General features: G+C 45.7%; 18 protein-coding genes. 8 read left to right on the forward strand and 10 right to left on the reverse strand.

Going from position 1 to position 24057, the window contains the following annotated elements:
• Positions 1-11: 11 nt before the first annotated feature.
• The 9 genes from ACE3T3_RS08375 to ACE3T3_RS08415 form a co-directional block, all read right to left on the reverse strand.
• Positions 12-1286 carry a glycosyltransferase family 4 protein gene (locus tag ACE3T3_RS08375; RefSeq protein ID WP_374665881.1) on the reverse strand — a complete coding sequence of 425 codons (1275 nt, stop codon included), beginning with the start codon at positions 1284-1286 and terminating at the stop codon, positions 12-14.
• Between the two features lie 246 nt (positions 1287-1532).
• Positions 1533-1943: a hypothetical protein gene (locus ACE3T3_RS08380; RefSeq protein WP_374665882.1), complete on the reverse strand. Its 411-nt coding sequence runs from the start codon at positions 1941-1943 to the stop codon at positions 1533-1535.
• Positions 1944-1953: 10 nt separating this feature from the next.
• On the reverse strand, positions 1954-4230 hold the full coding sequence (locus ACE3T3_RS08385) for a fimbria/pilus outer membrane usher protein (RefSeq protein ID WP_374665884.1): 2277 nt from the start codon (positions 4228-4230) through the stop codon (positions 1954-1956).
• A gap of 46 nt (positions 4231-4276) precedes the next feature.
• On the reverse strand, positions 4277-4981 hold the full coding sequence (locus ACE3T3_RS08390; RefSeq protein ID WP_374665886.1) for a molecular chaperone: 705 nt from the start codon (positions 4979-4981) through the stop codon (positions 4277-4279).
• A 116-nt stretch (positions 4982-5097) separates the two neighbouring features.
• Positions 5098-5625, reverse strand: coding sequence for a hypothetical protein (locus ACE3T3_RS08395; RefSeq protein ID WP_374665888.1), 528 nt, complete (start codon positions 5623-5625; stop codon positions 5098-5100).
• Between the two features lie 971 nt (positions 5626-6596).
• Positions 6597-7424, reverse strand: a complete 828-nt coding sequence (locus ACE3T3_RS08400) for a hypothetical protein (RefSeq protein ID WP_374665890.1) — start codon at positions 7422-7424, stop codon at positions 6597-6599.
• A 559-nt stretch (positions 7425-7983) separates the two neighbouring features.
• Positions 7984-9000, reverse strand: a complete 1017-nt coding sequence (gene ilvC / locus ACE3T3_RS08405) for a ketol-acid reductoisomerase (protein WP_374665892.1) — start codon at positions 8998-9000, stop codon at positions 7984-7986.
• 111 nt (positions 9001-9111) lie between these two features.
• A complete protein-coding gene (gene ilvN / locus ACE3T3_RS08410; protein WP_005016393.1) occupies positions 9112-9603 on the reverse strand; it encodes an acetolactate synthase small subunit in 492 nt (163 codons plus the stop codon).
• Positions 9600-11327, reverse strand: a complete 1728-nt coding sequence (locus tag ACE3T3_RS08415; protein ID WP_374665894.1) for an acetolactate synthase 3 large subunit — start codon at positions 11325-11327, stop codon at positions 9600-9602. The genes ilvN and ACE3T3_RS08415 overlap by 4 nt, the downstream gene beginning before the upstream one ends.
• A gap of 700 nt (positions 11328-12027) precedes the next feature.
• Here ACE3T3_RS08415 and ACE3T3_RS08420 point away from each other — a divergent pair.
• The 4 genes from ACE3T3_RS08420 to holA all read left to right on the forward strand — a co-directional run bounded on the left by ACE3T3_RS08420 (position 12028) and on the right by holA (position 16937).
• Positions 12028-12363 (forward strand): DUF4124 domain-containing protein, encoded by a 336-nt coding sequence (locus ACE3T3_RS08420; RefSeq protein WP_374665896.1) that lies wholly within the window; start codon positions 12028-12030, stop codon positions 12361-12363.
• Between the two features lie 155 nt (positions 12364-12518).
• Positions 12519-15140 (forward strand): leucine--tRNA ligase, encoded by a 2622-nt coding sequence (gene leuS, locus ACE3T3_RS08425; RefSeq protein ID WP_374665898.1) that lies wholly within the window; start codon positions 12519-12521, stop codon positions 15138-15140.
• A 223-nt stretch (positions 15141-15363) separates the two neighbouring features.
• Entirely contained in the window at positions 15364-15924 is a 561-nt protein-coding gene (locus ACE3T3_RS08430; protein ID WP_374665900.1) for a hypothetical protein, read from the forward strand.
• A gap of 14 nt (positions 15925-15938) precedes the next feature.
• Positions 15939-16937, forward strand: coding sequence for a DNA polymerase III subunit delta (gene holA, locus ACE3T3_RS08435; RefSeq protein ID WP_374665902.1), 999 nt, complete (start codon positions 15939-15941; stop codon positions 16935-16937).
• On the opposite strand, the gene ACE3T3_RS08440 is transcribed toward holA, so the two are convergent.
• On the reverse strand, positions 16934-17383 hold the full coding sequence (locus ACE3T3_RS08440; RefSeq protein ID WP_374665904.1) for a bacteriohemerythrin: 450 nt from the start codon (positions 17381-17383) through the stop codon (positions 16934-16936). The two genes, holA and ACE3T3_RS08440, sit on opposite strands and share 4 nt — an antisense overlap.
• Before the next feature lie 443 nt (positions 17384-17826).
• Between ACE3T3_RS08440 and ACE3T3_RS08445 the strand changes: the two genes are divergently transcribed.
• The 4 genes from ACE3T3_RS08445 to ACE3T3_RS08460 all read left to right on the forward strand — a co-directional run bounded on the left by ACE3T3_RS08445 (position 17827) and on the right by ACE3T3_RS08460 (position 23766).
• Positions 17827-19161 (forward strand): MacA family efflux pump subunit, encoded by a 1335-nt coding sequence (locus tag ACE3T3_RS08445; RefSeq protein WP_374665906.1) that lies wholly within the window; start codon positions 17827-17829, stop codon positions 19159-19161.
• A gap of 2 nt (positions 19162-19163) precedes the next feature.
• Positions 19164-21143 (forward strand): MacB family efflux pump subunit, encoded by a 1980-nt coding sequence (locus ACE3T3_RS08450; RefSeq protein WP_374665908.1) that lies wholly within the window; start codon positions 19164-19166, stop codon positions 21141-21143.
• A 10-nt stretch (positions 21144-21153) separates the two neighbouring features.
• The gene (locus ACE3T3_RS08455) at positions 21154-22557 is read left to right on the forward strand and encodes an efflux transporter outer membrane subunit (protein ID WP_374665910.1); all 1404 of its coding nucleotides are present in this window, start codon (positions 21154-21156) and stop codon (positions 22555-22557) included.
• A 429-nt stretch (positions 22558-22986) separates the two neighbouring features.
• Positions 22987-23766 carry a TorF family putative porin gene (locus ACE3T3_RS08460; RefSeq protein WP_374665912.1) on the forward strand — a complete coding sequence of 260 codons (780 nt, stop codon included), beginning with the start codon at positions 22987-22989 and terminating at the stop codon, positions 23764-23766.
• The last annotated feature ends 291 nt before the right edge of the window (positions 23767-24057 follow it).

The raw sequence follows: 24057 nt of genomic DNA on the forward strand, positions 1-24057 counted from the left end.
TGCTCAGTCCATCAAGTCTTGGCCTGCGCCGCAGAGTACAGCGCCTGTTCGAATTGCTGGACGGGATGCCGCCAGCCCACATCCTGAATATCGCTTCTTGCATTCAGCCCCATCTGCTTCAGTGTTGGCCTGTCCGGCAGCCGCTGCATAAATCCGATAAATGCGGCAGCATCGCCCAATGCGCATAACCACCCAGATCTCAGATGCCGCACATGCTGCTGCGCGCAGGCATAGTCATAAGCCACCACAGGCAGGCCGCTGGCCATCGCTTCCAGCACTACATTGCCAAAGGTTTCAACTTGACTGGCAAACACAAAAGCATCTGCGCTCGCATATGCTTCTGACAGCTTGGCGCCGCTTAAGCTGCCGGTAAAAATCACACGCAAGGATTGCCCTAAACGCTGCAGTTTTTCGCGCTCCGGCCCATCGCCGACAATCACTAAAACCGCCTTTTTCGTACTGTTTTTTTGCATGGCCGCAAAAGCATTCACAATCAGGTTCACTTCTTTTTCAGGAGACAGCCGGCCTACATACAGCAGCACGGCGGTTTGCTCATCCGCGCCCCAGCGCTGGCGCAATGGCGCAGAATAATGTTTAGGGTTAAAGCAGTCCACATCCACCCCGCGGCCGACCACGGCCATTGGGCAAAGCACCCCTAAATCCTGCAAAGACTGTGCCGTATTTTGACTGGGCACACAGGTCAGCTGGGTATTGTTGTGAAACCAGCGTAAATAATGCTGCACCGGCTTCATTAAAAACGCCAAATCAAAGAAGCGGCTGAAATCCTGAAAAGCCGAATGGAAACCGCTGGAAACTGGAATATTCTTGCTTTTGGCGGCCTGCAGCGCGGCCAAACCCAGCGGGCCTTCAGTCACAATATGCACCACATCTGGAATAAACTCGTCTATTGCGCCCGATACTTTCAAATACTGCGGCCAGCCAAATTTAAGGCTCGGATAGCGCGGAATAGACTGCGCCAGCACCAGACACTCTTTATTTGGAACGAAATGGCTGCATGCCTGCTTTTGCTGCGGACGGATCAGGAGAATTTTGTGGCCCTGCCGCTGCAGCCCTTTGCACAATTGCAATAAAGACAAGGCGACACCATTGATTTCTGGCGGCCAGGTTTCGGTGACAATCGCGATTCTTAGGCGCGGGCGGACCAGCTCATTCAAAACACGCTGATCGTGCTGAATATGCTGCGCATTTTTATTTTTAATATAAAACTTAAAACTTTCTGGAAAATCTTGTTGTTTTAAATGACCAAATACGGATGCCTGTTCCATATCCTACCTATCATTTGAGTTTTAGCAGAAGTTTAGGGGATATTTCTTTCATTTTGATGATGCTTCGATGACAGTTCAGCGATACTGCCCGCATTTCCGCTGCTGAGAATCCCAGAGAAATACCATCGCTGGATTCATCCAGACACGGAATAAAAAAAGCCGCCAATGCTTGAGGCTGGCGGCTGCTGACCATTCGGGCTTGATCACAAAAAAACTTTTAAATACGCCTCTGTATTGTTGATGCTTTTAAAAAAATAAGCTGATGTATAAATCATCTGTATAGTCACCGGCAGGCGTCAGCGCAGTCGGCTTTTCCACCAATTGAACAGTCACAATGTATTGATCCAAGCCGGATTGAGTCATTGGCGCGCCCCAGTGCGAACCGGAACCTCCTGAAATATTCATTTGAGTTTGCAACCGGCCAAGGCGTCCATTGGTTAAATAACTTTTGCCGGATGTGCCCTGCGCATTTCGCGTTCTAAACTGAATTGCATATTTCAAATCACAATTCACCTTAAAAGATAAGGCTGAGCGGGTTTGCGTACTCGCATTCAGCTGCAGCTGGCTTGAGGTCATCCGGTCAATTTGACATTGCTGCGCATGTCCGCTCATCGCAATCAGCAAGCCGGCACACCCTAAGATATATTTAATTTTCATCACGTACTCCTTACTTGCAGACAATACGCATCGGCTGAGAACCCAGGGCAGCATCTTTTGCATCTTTCTCAGTAAGATTCACATTAAATGTGCATGAAGTATTCTCACCATAGAGCACTGTCATTTTATGAGCTCCCACAGTCATGCCATATACTGTAACCGAGCCATCCGAGGTAATTGGATACACATCACCATTCGCCAAATGAAGCTCCGAGCCTGGTTTAAAATTCGCGCCGCTGGCATCTTGCGGCTGCAATGTCAGCATGAAAGTATGCTGAATTGGAAAATCTACAACATATCCACGCTGATTCAGTGCTGTTAATGGCTTGGTGGAGCTGTCAAATTTTTCTTCGATAGGCAGCTGATTTTCATCAAAACCAATATCGTATTTAATATAAGGAACAATATCGTGCACAAAGGCATAGCCTTTTTTATCGGTTTTTTCGACATGATTCAGTGCGCTTAATACATCCACACCTGAATAATTGCCAACTTTGACCAGCGCGAAAGCATTATTAATGGATTTTGTAAAATTCATTTGACCATTCAAGAAGGCGATAGCGCCGCTATAACCGACAGTTGATTCACTTTCATGCTCATACTGATAATGCTGCAGGCTAAGGTCACCCGCACGCGTTTTAGCCGTCACATCTAAAGTGGCAATATTTTCATCCTGACGGCGGTTAGCGCCAATGGCGTAATCCAATCCGACCTGACTGCCGCTGTCATGCACATACTGCAAACTGCCATTTTTATCGTTTGAGCTATAATTCAAATAAACCTTATTGCGGGTATCAAAATTATAGGTCATGCTTAAAATTCCGCCGCTATCTTCAATATCGCCAAAGCGCTTGAAATAACTTAGGCCGAAAGAAAACTGATTCCCGAACATCCGGTTGAAACCCACATTGAAAATTTTGTCGTTAGTAAAGGGAGATCCACTGTTCTCATAATATTTTTGCTCGGCATAGCTCATATTGATATTTTGAAAAACAGGCACGTTACTGAAAGCGATATAGGCAAAATTTTCGAATTCAGGCACTGCATTGTTCTGCAGCGGGTCATCACCTACATAACGGAAACCCTCTTCTGAATATTTAGAACTGATTCCCAAAGATATGTTGAGAAAATCTTTGCTTAAAGACAGGCCATATAAAAATTTCGAGCCGTCATCAGAATTGGAATTCTGAACAAGGGTGTCTAAAAGCACAAAATACGGCAAGCCTTGCGTCCAGGTAATCCCAGTATTTTGAAGATCCTTGGTATAGGAGATATTGGTTCCTAAAGAGGTTGTATCACGCAGCCCTTTGCGGTAATAAATATTGGTTAAAAAATCACGATAATCATCACTGGAAGTATAATAATTATAGCGAAGCTTACCCAATGAAATGCTGTACTCGCTGAGCCCCTTGCGCAGCAGTTTATTATTCACAAGAATTGGCAAGGTTTTAATGCTTCGATTGCCCAGCACATCTTCAACGACCATTTGCGCATTACCGGTATAGTTGATTTGTGAACCAGTCTGCAGCACATAATCCCCCGGGCTGACTTTTTGATTATAAATCTTCACTCCATTCATATAGAGTTCTACAGTTGAGGGCAGCCGCGCTGTACCTTGTATTTGCGGCGTGTTCCAATAAACAAAACCCGGCCGTTCTAAATAATTTGTTCCCCAGTTCACTCCGGCAAAACGCAATGAATTGAAAAATGGATTGGAAACGGTTGTGGTATCACCAAAAGTGAATCGGGTTAATTTATCTGGGAAATCGATATCCAGGCTTGTGCCTAAGCGTACGGTTTTTTCATCCATTGCTTCGCTGTTGTACAGCATGGAATTTTTAAAGAACCAATAGTTTTTAAAAATCCCGACATCGACTAAACCATCGTATCCATCTGAAAAAAGAGTATGGTTGTAGTGCACTTCATAATTAATAAAGCCGCCTAAGCTGGCCTTTTCCGGGCGGTCAAACTCATAGTCGCCTATGCGGCTGACTAAAAAATACTGGCTGGGAATGCTCAGCTTAATAGACTGACTTTCATCATCAAATGCCGCTTTCATCTGATCGGTGGAAACCAAACAGAAATCACCGGCTCCATCAAGTTTGGTCAAACGGGCTCCATCAACTTTGCGTTCAGTCAATAAAGCGCACTCTATATAATAATTCGCATTGTGTTTAATCAGTGTTGCATCAACGTTTTGATTCAGCTCATTTATCCATAAGTTGGCGATAATTTTTTCATCTGGCGGCTCATTGGCGTATACATTGACAACCAGGAAAAAATTCATAATGACTATTATTTTTCTATTTATAGTCATAGCGTTTCTCCCGTTATTAGTTAGATAATTTCATTTCAACCGCTTTTTTTGACTTATTTGTTTCAAGCATCACACTGTATTTTTCTGCATGATTCAGATTGATATCTTTCAAATCATAGATTAATTTATTTTTTGGCAAGGCATATGCCATCGTGTCATTATTGTAAATTACTTTTTTCTGGTCATTCAAAACCTTTAAATTCGTCACTTGCACATGCGAATTTGCAAGATTGTTTAACACCAGTTTATTACTTTGCACATCAAATTTGACATTCAGATCATCTTGCTTGCCGACAAAAAGCGGCAAATTGAAATTGACAAGAAATTTAACCGCCAGCTGGTTGTTTACGGGCGTAATCTCATCCACAATGATCCGCCATGACTGTTCGCCCGCACCATTAAGCGCTGCTGTAGAAGCCTGGGGAAAACCTATACGTATTGCTTGCCGCTTATTCGGCTGCAAAATAAAATTTTTAGGGTTAACAATAAGGCTATTGTCTGGCTCCAGAACATTTGCACCCTGGCTATCCTGCGTCCATTTAAAGACCTTAACTTCAAAGACCCGTTTTTCAGTTTCATCCACGGATTCTAAAGTTAAAGTGGTAGATTTCAGTTTATTGGGGTTATCGATAAACAGCTGAACCGGTGAGACCGAGACTCCTGCCGATGCTTTGGCTGCCAGCATTAGAGTTGTCATAAAAACAAATAATTTTTTTTTCATGATTGTGCCCTTTTATTCGCCCTTTTATTATTTAGAAATCTGACTCATTGCTGGCAACAAGTCAGATTATTTATTTTTTTATTTAATTAAATAATGCTTTTTCTGCATTCAGCATCTTAGTAATAAACACGGATTTTATAAGTATCCGTATAATCACCCGAAGCTGCTGTTGCAGGTACAACTGCTTTGGTACGCGCTGTCACAGTGAAATTATCCACTGACATGCCTGCATAGTTGTTGTTGCCCCAACCTGGAGCAGCCGGACCTGCACTGCCTGATGTTCTCGCAGTTGTAATAACTGTATCAATTTTATCACTGCCATTCTTCACAAACGTATTGTTGCTGGTATTGGCATTTGCTGTACTTAAATTCAAAATATAATGCGTATTTGTAGTTACGCTATAGCTTGAAGTCACATTGGTTGCATCTGTTTTTAACACCAGATCTTTAGGATCAGAAATGGTGCAGGTTTTTTTCACCGTAAGTTTGATTGGAATATCTTTACTGCAGCCAACTTCAGTACAGCCTTTCCAGCGGTCATTGTCGTTATCACGGCCGCCTTTAGCCGCATCATCGGCGAAAACGCTAGCTGAGCATGCACCTAATACCAATGCTGCCAAGGCAGCTTGTGTCATTTTATTCATGATGGATTCTCCATTAATTTATTATCTAGCCACCACTTTTTCGAATTGGATTGTTTAGCAAATATTTTAATTAATCTAATCAATCTTCATTTCTCCCAAGGGCATACTCATTGTTCAATAAAATTTCCAAAAAACAATTTATGTGACATCTTTCACGCAAAACGTGACTTACATCACTTTTTTTAAAAATATTGATGTACAAAACCACGCTTTATTAAAATGTTATGCCCCAAGCGCTGTATTCCGGCCATTCCCAGCTGACGAAAAAAAATGAATTAAAATAGCGATTGACTATTTTTTAAACAAAAAAATAAGGGGAATTTTATTTATAATTTTTCACAAACCACTTACATTAAATTACACTAAACAATGAAATTTCTTCATTTTCGAAGACAAGCTTTCTCTTTTAATGTGATATTTCACTTATTTGTTAAAATAAAAACTATCAACTTTTTGGATTTAATAAGTTTAATAAATGCAGATACCCAAAAAAAGGGATTGCTTATTAATAAAAAAATGCTCTTAAATGATAAAAAAATACACAATATGTCACAATTTTACAGATATTATCGTGTTATTTCACAACTCATCAAAAACAAACAGCTGCAAAAAAACCGAAATCCTCTTTCATTCTTATTCGAATCATTAAATTTATTTTATGAGAAAATTATCTTATCAAAGCTTTTAGTTTGCTTTTAGCGCTTATTATTTTTAAACCTGTTATCAATTTTCAGAACAAAACCAGATTTATCCTGATAAATAAAAAACTGTCCGAGACAGTAATGCGGAGAATTCACTCTGCAGTTCCTTCAATCAATTCTTTAAAGACAGTATGTTCAGGTAAAACTTATAAAATACTGAACTAAAATGCTCTTTTCACTTGATTGCCATATAAAAAAGCAGGCCTATATCAAATACAGGCCTGCTTCTATAGAGATTAAACTGTAAAAATACGATAAATAGCGCCAGCACTATTCTGCAATTTTATTCAGCAGACCATTGGTCACTTGATATCGCTGACCATTGCCGAAATCAATTTGCTGACGATCTCCATGCAGCGCAGGAAATCCTGTAATGTTTTCTAATTGCGATGAGCGCTGAAACAGCTTGGTTTTAGGATTGTACATCCAATAAATAAAACGCTTATCTTCAACTTTTCGATTGGCGGACACATCTGCCAGCACGACATCATAATAGCCGTCAAAATTAATGTCTAAAAAGCCGATACTGCCGGCATAAGCTGTAAAGCCGCTCAAGCTTTGCATCACCATATTATTGCTTTTATTCACAATATCCACGCGTTTTAGCGCTTTGCCATAAGGCTGGCCCTCACCCTCGGCGCCATAGAATTTAAAGACAATCACCGGCTTGTCCACTGCTTTAAAAGCCGGCTCAAAATGGATTGCAGCCTTGTCATCAGAATCCGAAGAAAGTAATTCTGCTGTCATCAGACCGGTATTCGCATCCAGTTTTCCGCTTAATTCATATGTCGCAGCCGCCCCATCCATACTGTCTACACTGACTGATTTAAGCTTTAGCTGATCGCCCTTTTGGCTGCCTTTAAAAGCGATGCTCTTGTTCTCAGCCAAATCTTTCAGTACGCCATGCGGATTCCAAATGCCTGCATACAAATCCAAAAAATAGCGCCCGTCTGTAGAGCGCAGCATCCGCTGCATAGAAACGCGGACACTGCCAATAGACTTCAACTGGGTATTTTCTGCAGGCACAGGTGGGCTTTCAGCAAAGCTGATGGTCGAAAATGTGAATACCGCCAAACAAAGAAGAGTTTTTTTAATCATTGTGAAGCTACACTCATAAAATGATATGAATAACCAATAATGTATCACAACAAAATTACAGCAGATTCAAACTCTATTGATGATTTTTGCTGCTTAACATGACTGAAGCAAAATCCTCCTGATATTTCATCCTGATGACAGATATCCACCGCATATTCAACACTGCAGCATGCCTGCAGGCACCTATCTCAACACTCAAGAATTCCAGCATATCGGCTACTTTTAAAATTAAAGAAATTAATGCCCACGATGCGGTGCGTTATTCACGGCGTAAAAAGGCATTAAAACCACAAAGCCCTAAGTGATCCGCAAAACAAGAACTGGAAACCTAAAAGAACCGCTCAAATAAGCGGGTTTCCACAGCAAATCAATGGTTTTAAAAATGAGTTTTTCTCTTTATCCACGATTTTTTTTGCTTGAATTCAAAGTACAAAAAAAGAAAAGTACTGCTTTCCTTGCTTTGAGGCACAAAATTGAACTGAATAAGTAAACTTTGTTTTTACATGGCATAAAAAAGCCCCTGTTAAAAACAAGGGCTTTTTGACTCAGAAATTAGAACTTAGTTCTTTTCTTTGTCTACGATTTTGTTTGCTTGAATCCAAGGCATCATCGCGCGCAATTTACCGCCAGTCACTTCAATGCCGTGAGCAGCGTTTTGACGGCGGCGAGCTGTCATAGATGGATAGTTCAACGCACCTTCTTGGATGAACATTTTCGCATATTCACCAGATTGGATACGTTTAAGTGCATTGCGCATCGCTTCACGAGACTGTTCGTTGATTACTTCAACGCCAGTTACGTATTCGCCATATTCAGCATTGTTCGATACTGAGTAGTTCATGTCCGCGATACCGCCTTCGAACATCAAGTCAACGATCAATTTAAGTTCGTGCAAGCATTCAAAGTAAGCCATTTCTGGCGCATAACCAGCTTCAACCAGAGTTTCGAAGCCCATTTTAACCAATTCAACAGCACCGCCGCAAAGAACTGCTTGCTCACCGAATAAGTCAGTTTCAGTTTCTTCACGGAATGAAGTTTCGATGATGCCTGTACGGCCGCCGCCTACGCCAGAAGCATAAGAAAGCGCGACGTTGCGTGCATTGCCAGAAGCATCTTGGTGAATCGCGATTAAGTCAGGCACACCTGAACCGCGTTGGAATTCAGAACGTACAGTGTGGCCTGGCGCTTTAGGCGCAACCATGATCACGTCTAAGTCAGCACGCGGTACAACTTGGTTGTAAAGAACAGAGAAACCGTGAGCAAATGCTAAAGTCGCGCCTTCTTTGATGTTTGGCTCGATTACGTCGCGGTAAAGCTGAGATTGAAACTCATCTGGAGTCAAAATCATTACAAGGTCAGCTTGAGATACAGCAGCAGGCACTTCTGAAACTTTAAGACCAGAATTTTCAGCTTTTTTCCAAGAAGCAGAACCAGCGCGCAGGCCAACAGTTACGTCAACGCCTGAATCTTTAAGGTTAAGCGCATGCGCGTGGCCTTGTGAACCGTAGCCGATGATCGCTACTTTTTTGCCTTGGATGATCGATAAGTCTGTGTCTTTGTCATAAAAAATTTGCATTGCTGTCTCCGCTAAAATGCTTTGTTTCTTTTCTGCTTCATCCTGTGCGCAATAATCATGGCACTTCCTGAAGCCCTCTCCTTGCAGGAGAGGAGTATAGGGTTAAATTTATTAAATTGTTAAAACTTTTTCGCCGCGCGCGATACCGGATACACCAGAACGCACAACTTCAAGAATGGTATTTTCAGCCAAAGCATCAATAAAGCCATCAATCTTTTCCGTTGTACCGGCAATCTGAATGGTATAAGTAGTCGGTGTAACATCCACAACCTGCGCACGGAAAATATCCGCTGTGCGCTTGATTTCAGCACGCGCTGCGCCCAAAGCTTTCACTTTGATCAGCATCAGCTCACGCTCAATATGCGCGCCTTCAGATAAATCCACAACTTTCACAACTTCCACCAGCTTGTTCAGCTGCTTGGTAATTTGCTCAATTTTGTGGTCATCGCCATACGTTGTCAGTGTCAGACGCGACAAAGTCGGGTCTTCAGTCGGCGCCACGTTCAACGTTTCAATGTTGTAGCCGCGCTGAGAAAACAGGCCAACCAAACGGGAAAGCGCGCCAGCTTCGTTCTCTACGAGTACAGAGATAATGTGTCTCATTGTGTGCGCTCCCCTTTGCCTAACCACATATCCTTCATAGACTGGCCCGCAATCAGCATTGGATATACATGCTCTGAACGGTCAACCATGACGTTAATAAATACGCATTTGTCATTGATCGCCATCGCTTCAGCCAGCTTGGATTCAAGCTCATCCGCATGGTCAATTTGAATGCCGACGTGTCCGTAAGCTTCCATCAGTTTTGCAAAGTCAGGCAGTGACTCAACATACGAGCTGGAATGGCGGCCTTCGTAGTTCATATCCTGCCATTGTTTTACCATGCCCAGCGCGCGGTTGTTCAGGCACAGGATTTTGACATTCAAGCCATATTGCTTGCAGGTCGACAATTCTTGGATACACATCTGAATCGATGCTTCACCGGTAATGCATACCACTTGCTGATCCGGGAATGCAAGCTTGGCTGCCATTGCATACGGCAAGCCCACGCCCATCGTGCCCAAACCGCCTGAGTTGATCCATTGACGCGGACGGGTATATTTGTAGTACAGCGCGCCAAACATTTGGTGCTGACCTACGTCCGAAGTAATGATCGCTTGGCTGTTGGTAATTTTATCCAAAGCGGCAACCACTTGCTGCGGCTTCATTGTGCCGTCAGTTGGCGCAACAATTTTCAAGCCGTGCGCATCGCGCCATGCATTGATTTGCTTCCACCAATCCGCAATTGCTTCTGGATTTGGCTTAGACACATTCATTTGTTTCAGCTGTGCCAGCATTTCCTGCAATACAGGTTCTACTGCACCCACAATTGGAATGTGCGCCATAATGGTTTTTGAAATGGCTGCAGGGTCAATGTCAATATGAATAACTTTGGCATTTGGACAGAATTTCGCAGGATTGTTAGTTACGCGGTCATCAAAACGCGCGCCAATCGCTAAAATTACGTCGGCATTCGCCATGGTCATATTGGCTTCGTAAGTGCCGTGCATCCCCAGCATGCCCACAAATTGCGGATCATTGCCCGGGAAAGCACCTAAACCCATCAGCGTATTGGTTACTGGGTAACCCAGCAAATGCGCAAGCTCTGTCAATAATTCTGATGCATTGCCCTGAACCACGCCGCCGCCCGAATAGATGATTGGACGTTTTGCGTTGATCAGTTCATCAATCGCTTTACGGATTTGGCCTGAGTGACCGCGGTGAGGCGGCTGGTAAGAACGCATCTTCACTTTTTCAGGATATTCGTAAGCGAATTTTTCTGCAGGATTGGTCGCATCCTTTGGAATATCAACTACCACAGGGCCTGGACGGCCTGATGCTGCAATATAGAATGCTTTTTTGATGATTGCAGGAATTTCACTGGCGTGGCGCACTTGGAAGCTGTGTTTCACGATTGGACGTGAAATGCCGACCATGTCTGTTTCCTGGAATGCATCTTCGCCAATCAGATGCGACGCAACTTGGCCAGACAAAATCACCATTGGGATTGAGTCCATATAAGCTGTTGCGATAGGAGTAACAGTATTGGTTGCGCCTGGACCTGAAGTGACCAGCACTACACCCGTTTTACCTGTCGCACGCGAGTAGGCATCCGCCATATGGCCAGCCGCTTGTTCGTGACGCACAAGGTAATGGTTAATTTTGTCTTGTTGAAATAGCGCATCGTAAATATGCAGTACTGCGCCGCCTGGGTATCCAAAAACATGTTCAACGCCTTCGTCCGCCAATGCGCGAACAAGCATTTCACCACCAGATAAAAGTTCCAACGTGATTCACCCTAATCTTTTTTCACGCACAAATGGAGGGCACTTGGCGTGGTTAATTCATTAACTGCGTGCTCTGTTATAGCACACAAATTTCATAGTTTTCATAGCAATAAGAAAAAAATCTGACCTGCTTGCTGTTTGAGCAATATGGGGTCTAAAACATGTTGGGATAAACATATTTTGTTGGCTTTGTTCAACTTCTCGGCTAGAGAAGATGTCCATTGCTAAAATGCACTTAATTCGAAGGGTGATCGATCTAAGACATATAAAACTAAAGACAGCATTTTTGTGGTTTCGACCACTAAAGTCAAGTTTAAAAATTAGCTTTTTCCTGTTTATTTACAGACCGTCTAATTTTTAAGCTTTGGATATTCTGCCCTTGCCGCCTTGGGCTTTGAACTTGCTGGGAAAAAACCTTAAGACATAAAATTATTTTATATATTAGATAAGTAAATTTAATTAATAATTCCTCCCTGAACTACTTGCGGCGTATTTTCAGCACCGCCATTGACTGGATAGAGTAATTCAGCTGCTTCAAAATACATCAAATCCATTCTATTTTGCCCAGCAGATGGAGCCTGATTCCGCACATCGCCTCAGCACTAAAAATAAATAGCGTCCGCAAGAAAAAAAGCGCAAAATTTCAGCCTGAATGCAGTTGCAAAACTGCTTTTTAGAGACAATTCAGGAAAAACTGATCATGAAAATATCAGCCGCTAAATTGGGGAGCGCCTTTGCAGCGCTAGCGCTATTTTTCAGTGCGCAAAACAGCTTCGCGCAAAACTTTTATAAATGGGTCGATGCCAAAGGTTCAACCCACTACACCGCCACACCGCCGCCAAATACTGCCAAGAAAAAAGGCAAAGTAGCAACGTACGGCTGGAAAAATTCATCGGCTGCGCCTGCCGCCGCTGCGGAAAACAACGCCAGCCCTGCAGCTGAAAACACCGCTAAAGAGACGGAAAAAGCAGCTCCAGAACCTGCTGTGCAAGAAAACAAATCTGCCCATCCCTCCCAAACACCAGCAGCCAGATAGTTGCAGCATCTCATCAAAGAATGATCTCTTTTCATTCTTTTCAGCCTTCAACGCTGAATTAAATAAAAGCGCGGCGCAAAATTCACTATAGGTGTATTTTGCGCTATGCTGTACCACAAACTTTTTTCAACCGTTATTATTTTAAATTTACGTTTATGACTACTCACATTGACCCAGAATATCAAGCCAGTGCGATTGAACCGACAGTCCAGCAGGATTGGGAAACTCGCAAAGCCTTTAAAGTTGCCGACCAAATAGAGGGGCCGCGCCGCTATATCCTCTCAATGTTCCCTTATCCAAGCGGCAAACTGCATATGGGTCATGTGCGTAACTACACCATTGGCGATGTGATCAGCCGTTTCCACCGTTTAAAAGGCGAAACCGTATTGCAGCCGATGGGCTGGGATGCTTTCGGCCTGCCGGCTGAAAACGCGGCCATTGCGCATCAAGTCGCTCCGGCAAAATGGACGTTCGAAAATATCGCCTACATGCGTGACCAATTGAAAAAATTGGGCCTGTCTGTCGATTGGGACCGTGAATTTGCCACTTGCACCCCTGAATACTACCGCTGGGAACAATGGCTATTCGTTCAGCTGTATAAGAAAGGCCTGATCTACCGCAAGCTTTCTACCGTGAACTGGGATCCTGTCGATCAAACCGTTTTGGCGAATGAACAGGTTGAAAACGGCCGCGGCTGGCGTTCAGGCGCATTGGTTGAAAAACGTGATATTCCAATGTACTACTTCCGCATTACCGACTATGCGCAAGAGTTGCTGGACGATTTAGAAACATTAAAAGACGGCTGGCCGCAGCAAGTGCTGACCATGCAGCGCAACTGGATTGGCCGCTCACAAGGGATGGACATTACTTTCCCTTCAGCCAATCCTGACGTATATGCAGACGGCTTAACCGTATTTACGACACGCGCCGACACTTTAATGGGTGTGACTTATGTTGCGGTTGCAGCAGAACATCCGATGGCGTTAAAAGCGGCTGAATCAACCCCTGAGTTGAAAGCATTTATTGAAGAATGCCGCATGGGTTCTGTTGCCGAAGCGGATTTGGCCACTGCAGAGAAAAAAGGCATGGCGACTGGCCTGTCTGTGAAGCATCCGGTGACTGGCGAAGAAGTGCCTGTTTGGATTGCCAACTACGTGCTGATGTCTTACGGTTCAGGTGCGGTGATGGCAGTGCCTTCACACGATGAACGTGACTTCGAATTTGCCAATAAATACGGCTTGACCATTAAGCAAGTGATTGATGCTAAAGGCGCAGACGATAGCGATTTTGATGCAAGCCAATGGCAGGAATGGTACGGCTCAAAAGACGGCAAATTGGTCAACTCCGGCGAATTTGACGGCTTGGATTTGCAAGGCGCTTATGATGCGTTCCTTGCCAAATTGGAACCAACTGGTTTAGCCAGCTCTAAAGTTCAATTCCGTTTACGTGACTGGGGCGTATCCCGCCAGCGTTACTGGGGCTGTCCAATCCCAATGATCAACTGTGAAAAATGCGGCCAAGTGCCGGTTCCAGAAGATCAATTGCCAGTGGTATTGCCGACCGATGTGGTTCCAGACGGTTCAGGCAACCCGCTGAACAAGATGCCAGAGTTCTATCAAACCACGTGCCCATGCTGCGGCGGCGAAGCGCGCCGTGAAACCGATACGCTGGATACCTTCGTAGAATCATCTTGGTACTATGCACGCTATGCATCTCCAGACTTTACTGGCGGCATGGTGAAACCTGAAGCGGGTCAAACTTGGCTGCCTGTAAACCAATACATTGGCGGTGTAGAACACGCGATTCTGCATTTACTGTATGCGCGTTTCTTCCACAAATTGATGCGTGATGAAGGCGTCGTTCAAGGCAATGAACCATTCACCAACTTGCTGACCCAAGGCATGGTGCTGGCAGATACCTATTACCGTGAATCTGAGTCTGGCAAGAAAACTTGGTTCAACCCTGCTGACATCGATCTTGAGCGCGACGAAAAAGGCCGCATTACTTCTGCCAAATACCAAGGTGATGGACAGGAAGTGACTGTGGGCGGTCAAGAAAAAATGTCGAAGTCGAAAAACAACGGTATCGACCCGCAATCGATTATTGACCAATACGGCGCAGATACTGCACGTGTGTTCATGATGTTTGCTGCGCCGCCAGATCAATCACTTGAATGGTCAGATGCCGGTGTTGAAGGTTCGAACCGTTTCTTGAAACGCGTTTGGCGCTTGACTGCAGGCTTCCTTGAAAAAGGCAATGCTGCATCAGCGATTGACACAGCAAAACTGTCTGCTGAAGCGCAAGACTTGCGCCGCAAAACCCATGAAACCATCCAAAAAGTGGGTGATGACATTGAGCGCCGCCATGCATTCAATACCGCGATTGCCGCATTGATGGAGCTGCTGAATGCCAACAACAAGTTTGAAGCGAAAGATGACAATGACGTGGCGGTTGCGCGTGAATCAATCATCACCCTTCTGACACTGTTAGCTCCATTCGCGCCGCATTTAAGCCAGACTTTATTGGCTAAATTCGGGATTGAGCTGACTGATGCCCTCTTCCCGCAAGTGGATGAATCTGCTCTGACACGCAATACGCAAACCATTGTGGTGCAAGTCAACGGCAAGCTGCGCGGCAAATTGGAAGTGTCTGTCGATGCCTCTAAGGATGAGATTCTTGCACAAGCCAAAGCATTGCCTGAAGTGCAGCAATTCTTGACTGGCCCAACCAAGAAAGAAATTGTCGTGCCGAATAAATTAGTGAATTTGGTGGTTTAATGCCTTTAAGCCTCCCTTTTATAAAGGGAGGTTTGGAGGGATTTTATTAAAAATCTCCCCTAACCCCTCTTTACGAAAGAGGGGAATTAAAAGGAATAAACAATTCCCAAACAAAGCCCGTTGCCAGTCAGCGGGCTTTGACTTTACAATCCCATGCATTGAACACAACAATATTCATCTCAGGCCATCGAAAGCCTAGAGAACATTTATCAGAGGATACCGCATGCATTTGGTTCATCGCGCTGCTGCAATCGTATTAACCTTGGGCCTAGGTGCAGGATTGACAGGCTGCGGCTTCCATTTAAAAGGCACCAATCCGAATGTTGCGCCTGTGACTTATGCCAACATGAAACTGGCTTTGCCGAAAGATACCGAAGAACTTGAAGAAAAACTGAATATCTATTTAGGCGCAGCTGGCATCAAAGTCGGCAATGACGCTCAAGCCTATACCCTGCGCATTCTCGACTATACGCCGCGCCGCATGGAGCTGAACGGCAAGCTGGTGGAAACCCTGCTGCGCCTGAACGTGACGTTCCGCATTGAAGATGCGCAAGGCAACCCAGTGACTGAGCCGCGCACCGTTATGGCGACCCGCACTTATCAATATGATGTGGCGACAGTCAACACCGATGATCAGGAACAGGTCTTCTTGAATAAAGTGATTATTGATGATGTCGCGCAGCAGATTGCCCGTCAGATTTCATCCAACCGCCTGCCGCCTGCCATTCAGCGCACGGCTGCACCTCAAGCGGAAGCGCCTGCATCTGAAGCTGCTGCTGAATAAACTGAATCAATAGAATGAAGCTCGATTACCTGCAAGCACTGAAACGTGTAGATGAAGCCCGCGGCGTTTGGGTATTGCATGGCCAAGAACCGCTGCTGGAACAAAATCTGGTGGATGCTTTTCGCGCCAGCTGGCAAAAGCAGGACATCGAGCGGCAGCGCTATGACATCAGCAGCGTCAGTGAATGGAAAAATGTCTTCCATGCGCTGAACAGCCTATCACTGTTTTCCAGCCAGCTGGCGATTGAAGTGCACGGCAACATCAAGCCGGATGCCAATGGATTGAAAGAGCTGAAAAGCTACCTGCAGCACAATGAGCAGAACCTGCTGCTGATCGTGATGCCGAAGCAGGATGCCAGCAGCTTAAAAACCGCTTTTTTTCAGGTTATTGATGCCAATGGCGTCAATGTCGCCTTAACGGCCAATTACCCGAAAGACCGCCAGCAGATTTTAGCAGCCGAAGCGCAGAAACTGGGCATTAAACTGGCCAATGATGCGTGGCAATGGCTGGAGCAGCACCATGAACACAACCTGCTGGCGGCCAAGAACAGCCTGATGCGGGTCAGTGACACCTTTTCAGATGTAGACATCATCCAGATTGACCATCTGTATTCCTGCCTGCAGGATCAGTCGCGCTACACCACATATGATATGATTGACGCCTTGCTGCAAGGCAATTTGGCGCAGTCTGTGAAGATTTTCCAGTATTTAATTGCTTCCGGTGAACCGATGTCGCTGATGCTGTGGAGCATCAGCAAAGAAATGCGCCTGCTGATGCAGCTGTTTGAACAGCCGCAGAATGCACTGCAGCTGGGAATCTGGAAAAATAAAGTCGGCCTTTATCAGCAAGCTTTGCGCCGCTTGAATGCAAACAGCTTTTTGCTGTGGCCTGCCCTGCTGCTGCGGATTGATGCCGCAATTAAAGGCTTAGGCGATGAAAATCCAGAACATCTGGTGCTGCAGGCCATTGCGCAAATGTGCGGTAAAAGCTTATTTTCAGCGGCAACAGCTTAACTGAAGAAACGGGCAAACCAGCTTTTACCTTTTTTCTGCTCCTGCGCACGCAAATAATGCAGCATATTGTCACGGACAGAATCCACGTAATCTTGGTCATCGTGCTGAATATGGTTAATTAGCCATTTCGACAATAAGCGGTACAAATCCTGTTCCACAGAAATGCCTTGTTCAAATTTGGCCCGATATTCATTCAGACGTTTGACAAAATGCTCATGAATCCCGCGATGTGACGGCAGATATTGATAATGCACCTGCGCTAATAAGTTCTCTTCGAAGCTGAAGTGTGATTGCGTATAATCAATCAGATCATCCAGGACTTCTTGAATTTTATCGCGTTCGCCGCTCGCACGAATAGTTTCCAGCGCATTGATATAATCTAATATTTGGCGATGCTGATTATCGATGACATCAATGCCAATATTGTAGTCTTCATTCCATTCCATTTAGAATCCCCTGTCCTATTTTCATCTTAAATTGTGCCGCGCCTTCATGGCGCCTTCACTTTTTTATTAAACCCATAAAAAAATTATGGTTTTCGATCTTAGCTATTTTTTTTGTATAAATCTAGAGCAAAACCGCAGACTTATTAAATAAATTCATCAAAACTTCAAAATGCATGATTTCCAATATAAATCAACAAACTATATAAACAAAAAATCAAACAGGCAGTATATTCACTGCTTTTTAGCAGAGGATGCTCTCATTTAAGATTGAATCTGCCCGGCACAGCATGAAATGCGCTTCCTCCTCGGCTGGCATTCCAGAGCAGCATATCGGCAACTCCTTAAAGAAGAATAATTATCATTTATTATTGTATAAAAAATTCACGATTTATCCGCATTTAGAATTTATAATCGCTAAACTCCATTCTTGATGCGCGACGATAATGCCAAAAATAAAACCAACGAAGATTTTGATTGCAGTGGTCTGCACGCTGGCGATTGCATTGACCGCTTGGTATTTTTTCAAACCGAAGCAAGAGCAGCCGCAGTATATTACCGCTGAAGTTTCCCGCGGCAATTTAGAAAACTCCGTATTAGCCACAGGGGTGCTGGAAGCGACGAAAATGGTCAGCGTCGGCGCGCAGGTCTCCGGTCAGGTCAAAAAAATGTATGTGCAGCTGGGCGACTCTGTAAAGCAAGGCCAGCTGATTGCGCAAATTGATTCTGTCCGTCAGCAAAATGATCTGAAAACCGCTGAAGCCAGCATCAAGAATCAGCAGGCGCAGCTGGCGGTTAAAAATGCCAATTTAGCCAAAGTTGAAGCTGAATATCACCGCCAAAAAGCCATGTATGCGCAAGATGCCACTTCACGCGCTGAATTGGAATCAGCCTTGGCCAGCTTTAAAACAGCGCAGGCGGATATTGACGCCATCAATGCGCAGATTGAACAGTCTCGCCTCACCTTAGCCACCGCAAAAGAAGATTTAGGCTATACCCAAATTGTCGCCCCAATGGACGGCACCATCGTAGCGATCGTGACGGAAGAAGGTCAAACCGTAAACGCCAACCAAAGCGCGCCCACCATTGTGAAGCTGGCGAAACTGGACACCATGACCATCAAAGCTGAAATTTCTGAAGCTGATGTCATGAAAGTCGAAAAAGGCCAGCGCGTCTATTTCACTACGCTCGGCGACAGCGAAACCAAACACTATGCCGAGCTGCGTCAAGTTGAGCCGGCACCATCGTCAATCAACAATGAAACCAGCAATAATTCGACCTCATCCAGCAGCACAGCGGTGTATTACAATGCCTTGTTTGATGTGCCGAATGAAGACGGCAAACTGCGCATCGATATGACCGCTCAGGTCTACATCATTTTGGATGAGGCGCAGAATACGCTGACCATTCCAGCTGCGGCGATTCAAACCTCGAACCGTCCAGAGCGTAAAAATAAAACGGATGCCAGCGGCAGCGAAGGCACAGCAAGCCAGGCGGCAAGCAGGGGTCCGGCCAAAGCCAGCCGTCCAAAACGCTTAGAACTGTCTGATGCCGAAAAATCATTAATCAAGCAAGGCAAAGCCTCTATGGCGATGGTCCGCGTCATTCAGCCAGACGGCACAGCCAAACCGCAGCCGGTGCTGATCGGCCTGAATAACCGTGTCACTGCGCAAGTGCTGAAAGGCCTGAAGCAAGGTGATCAAGTGGTGATTGCTGACGGTTCCGACACCAGCAATAACGCTGCAAAACGCAGCAACCGCGGCGGCCCAATGAGAATATAAGCATGAGTCAACATCAGCAGCCTCTGCTCGAGGTCAAAGATCTGACACGTGAATTCCCTGCAGGCGAAAGCACGGTTCAGATTTTAAAAGGGGTCAATCTGTCGATTTACCCCGGAGAATTGGTAGCCATTGTCGGCCAGTCCGGCTCAGGCAAGTCCACTTTAATGAATATTCTCGGCTGCCTTGATCAGCCCTCCAGCGGCAGCTATAAAGTCAAAGGCCGGGAAACCCGCGAATTAGAAGCCGACGAACTGGCGCAGCTGCGCCGTGAATATTTTGGCTTTATTTTCCAGCGCTATCATTTGCTTGGCGACTTAAATGCCGCCGGCAACGTCGAAGTTCCGGCCATCTATGCCGGTGTGGATGCATCTGAACGTCAGCAGCGCGCTAAAGCGCTGCTGACTGATCTGGGATTGGGCGAAAAAACCCAAAACCGCCCCAGCCAGCTGTCGGGCGGCCAGCAGCAGCGGGTCTCGATTGCCCGTGCGCTGATGAATGGCGGCGATGTGATTTTAGCCGATGAGCCGACAGGCGCCTTGGACAAAAACAGCGGCATTGAAGTGATGCGCATCTTGCGTGAACTGAATGCCAAAGGCCATACCATTATTTTGGTCACGCACGATCATAATGTCGCAAAAAATGCGTCGCGGATTATTGAAATCAGCGACGGCAACATTATTTCTGACCGGGAAAATGTGCCTGAAATAGATGGTGAAGTCCTGCAAAAACAGGAGCTGGAACCTGCTGTTCAAAAACATACGCCCGCTTGGCGCTCTGCTGTCGACCGTTTAAGCGAAGCTTTCCGCATGGCGCTGCTGGCCATGAATGCGCACCGCATGCGCACCTTTCTGACCATGCTGGGCATCATCATCGGTATCGCCTCTGTCGTTTCTGTGGTGGCGCTGGGCAACGGTTCGCAAAAGCAGATTCTGGAAAATATCAGCAGCCTCGGCACCAATACCATTACGGTCTATCAAGGACGCGGTTTCGGCGACAATTCCAAAACTGCGCAATATAAAACCTTGGTGCCCGCAGACAGCCTTGCCCTCTCCGAACAGCCTTATGTCGATGGCGTCAGCCCGACGGTCAGCAGCAATGTCACAGCGCGCTTCAAAGATACCGAAGCCTCTGCAACGGTCAACGGTGTCAGCGAAGACTTCTTTTACGTCAGGGGGATGAATTTCGCCGCTGGGCAGCCCTTTGACAAAGAAAGTGTGACTGAACAAGCTCAAGATGTGGTGATTGATAACAACACCAAAAACACCTTCTTTGCTGATGGCACCAACCCTGTCGGCCAAGTGATTCTATTGGGCAGTGTGCCGAGTCGTATCATTGGTGTAATTGAAGAACAAAAAAGCATGATGGGTAATTCAGACAGTCTGAATGTGTATTTGCCCTACTCCACCGTAATGAGTCGAATGCTCGGTCAATCCAATGTACGAAGCATTATTGTCCGTATTAAAGATGAATATCCAAGTGCCGCAGCTGAAAACGCGATTTTGAATCTGCTGGTGCAGCGTCATGGCGCACAGGATGTCTTTACCCAAAACTCCGACAGCATCCGTGAAACCATTCAGCAAACCACGCAGACCATGACCTTGCTGGTTTCTGCGATTGCAGTCATTTCCTTGGTCGTCGGCGGGATTGGCGTGATGAATATCATGCTGGTTTCGGTGACTGAACGCACTCAGGAAATCGGGGTGCGCATGGCGGTGGGCGCACGGCAAAGCGATATCCTGCAGCAGTTCCTGATTGAAGCGGTGCTGGTGTGCATCTTAGGCGGCATCTTGGGCGTGCTGCTGTCTTTAGGCATTGGACAGATTATCAGCCATTTTGCCGGAGACACCTTCCAAATGGCCTATTCAACCACATCGATAGTGGCCGCCTTTGTCTGCTCCAGCATGATCGGCATCGTTTTCGGCTTTATTCCGGCCCGCAATGCCGCGCAGCTGAATCCTGTTGATGCCCTGTCTCGAGAATAAGGAAATAAAGATGCAAATGAATTTTACGAAGCTTGCAAGCGCCTTGGTTCTCAGCAGCAGCTTGGTGGGCTGTGCAGCCATGGTGCGCACGCCATACGAACAGCCCGCAGTGAATATGCCCAGCAGCTTTCAAAACAGCAAAGCGGCCAATCAAAAGATTCATGCCGATGCTTATGCCGATCAATGGTGGACGCTGTTTAATGATGCGCAGCTGAACCTGCTGATCAGCCAAGTTCTGGCTGCAAATTCAGACTTGGCGGTTGCCGGCATTAATCTGCGCCAAGCCCGCCTGCAGGCAGGCCTGGCGCAAGACCAGCAAGGCCCGCGCGTCAGTTCCAGCGCGTCGGCGGGACACAGTATTGATTTAAACTCCGGCGATGATTCATCAAAAAGCGTGTCATTGAGTGCAGGCGTCAGCTATGAGCTGGATTTGTTCGGCAAGCTGTCCAGTCAAACCGAAGCGGCAAAATGGGAAGCGCAAGCCACTGCGCAGGATTTGCAAGCCACAGCGCAAAGCCTGATTGCTACGGCAGCCAATCTATATTGGCAGCTGGGTTATTTAAATGAGCGCTACAGCGTGGCACAGCAGAATCTGGCCAGCACGCAAAAAACCTATGACTTGGTCAAAGTGCAGTATAAAGCGGGCGCAGTGTCCGGTTTAGACCTGACGTCTGCCGAGCAGTCTGTGCAAAGCCAGAAAGCGGCCTTGAGCCAAATTGAGCAGCAGAAAGTTGAAACCCGCACCGCCTTGGCTGTGCTACTGCACGAGCCGGTGCAGCAGCTGAATATTGCTGAGCCGCAGCGCCTGCCGCGCATTGCCATGCCGGTTATTGCAGCGGGCCTGCCTGCAGACCTGCTGTCACGGCGTCCAGATTTGCAGGCCAGCGAACTGCGCCTGCGCAAAACTTTAGCCAATAAAGATGCCGCCAAAGCCAGCTATTATCCCTCCATCAGCCTTACAGGATCCTTAGGCTCTTCCAGCACCTCTTTAACGCAATTGCTGCAGAATCCAGCCTTGGCGCTGGGTGCAAGCTTAAGCCTGCCGTTTTTGCAATATAACGACATGAAAAAAGATTTGGCGATCAGTGATCTGGATTATGAAAAAGCCATTATTCAATACCGCCAAACCTTGTATCAGGCTTTTGCCGATGTTGAAAATGCGCTGTCCAACCGGACGGAATTAGACCGGCAGGTTGCGCTGGAAGAGCGCAATGTGCAGCTGGCGGAAAAGACGGAACGCTTGACTGAAGTGCGTTACCGCAATGGCGCGATTGCATTGAAAAACCTGCTTGATGCGCAAAAAACCACACGTGACGCACGGCTGTCTTTAGTGCAAACCAAGCAAAGCCAATACAATGCTTATGTCACTTTGATGCAGGCTTTAGGCGGCAGTCCAATTAAGCTGCAGCCTTGATCCTCCGCTGGAAATAAAAAAGCCCTAATGGGGCTTTTTTATTTGTCTTGCAGACTGCTTTCCCAATAAGATTCACCCATGATCACTATTAGGCAAACCGGCTTAGACATCCGCTCTTATTCGCTAATCCATGTTGTTCAGCTATTCTTGCGGCGCATTTTTATTTGCAGTTTTTAATCAGAAACTTAGCTGCGGGCTTCGTAAATCGCTATCCATGCTGAATCACCTCTCCCTGAGCAATCTTCTTCATCTCGCCGCAAGCGGTCATCCCTTTAATGCGGTCCGATCAGCCCGCCGGCTTTTTATTTATTCAAAATACAAGGCTTATTTTTATGCTGATTTTACGCAAAATTTACGACAATTTTATTATATATCAATAAATTAAAACCTAACATACATCACTTCACTGACTATTGATTCAAAGATGCTATGAAAAATCTGCACCATCTATTGTTTTGCCTGATACCGCTTACCTCAAGTTATGCCATCGCTTCAGAGCATGCCGCACCCGCCGATTTAAGCTTTTCCGGCAATGTGTCGCTGACCAGCGACTACCGCTGGCGCGGCCAAACGCAAACCCAGAATGATCCAGCCTTGCAGGGAAACTTTGTTTTAAGCCATGCTTCCGGCTTTTATCTTGCTGCATTTGCATCGAATGTTAATTTTGATGACGAAGCGCATTTGGAACTGGATCCTCAAATCGGCTATACAGCGCCAATCACGCTAGGCTCAATTCAGCCTGCAGTCGATCTTGGCATGCTGCGCTACAATTACATCGGCAACCGCGATTTAAATTATAATGAATATTATTTCAAAATAATTTTCAATACGTTGCTGCTTCAAAACGACAGCTTTACCCCAAGCATAAGCTATACCGATCACTATGGCGGAAAAGCCGCCAGTGACAGCATAGGGAAAGATATCTCTAACTGGTACTTTAATCTCTTGTATGCCGCCCCGATTGCCCAAACGAATTTTGGCGCAAATGCCAGCCTAGGCTACTCCAAAGCAAATCAGGAGATTTATGGTACTGAGGCGGAAGACCATTTTTTTGATTGGAAAATAGGCGCAACTTACCGCTATGCGCCGCTGGGAATCAATGCCGAATTAGCAGCGGTTGGCAGCAATTTAAAAACCGAAGGCCTGACAGATGAAAATAAAAAAGGAGTAAAAACGGCCGCTGTATTTACGCTGAGCAAATCTTTTTAAAAGCCCCTCTTTTTTAAAATTCATTTTTTAATTTTTTATCTTCTTAAAAACTTAAAGGCCAATAGTATCAATAACACTATTGGCCTTTTTATTTTATTTTCATGATTTAAATCAAAGCTCGATCTCATGCTGATTAAAAGAATTTTTTTTAACCGCGCGGATTATTTTTTTCATAGTTTTGATGCATGATTATTAATGATCTGTTCAGCAGATCCGCATTAAAACGTCTGCATCTATTTTCTGCACACAACATTTTAAATGCGAAATTTTAAATGCAACGCTTCATTGCGC

Source organism: Acinetobacter sp. (assembly GCF_041919735.1).
In the GTDB taxonomy this organism is placed as follows: domain Bacteria; phylum Pseudomonadota; class Gammaproteobacteria; order Pseudomonadales; family Moraxellaceae; genus Acinetobacter.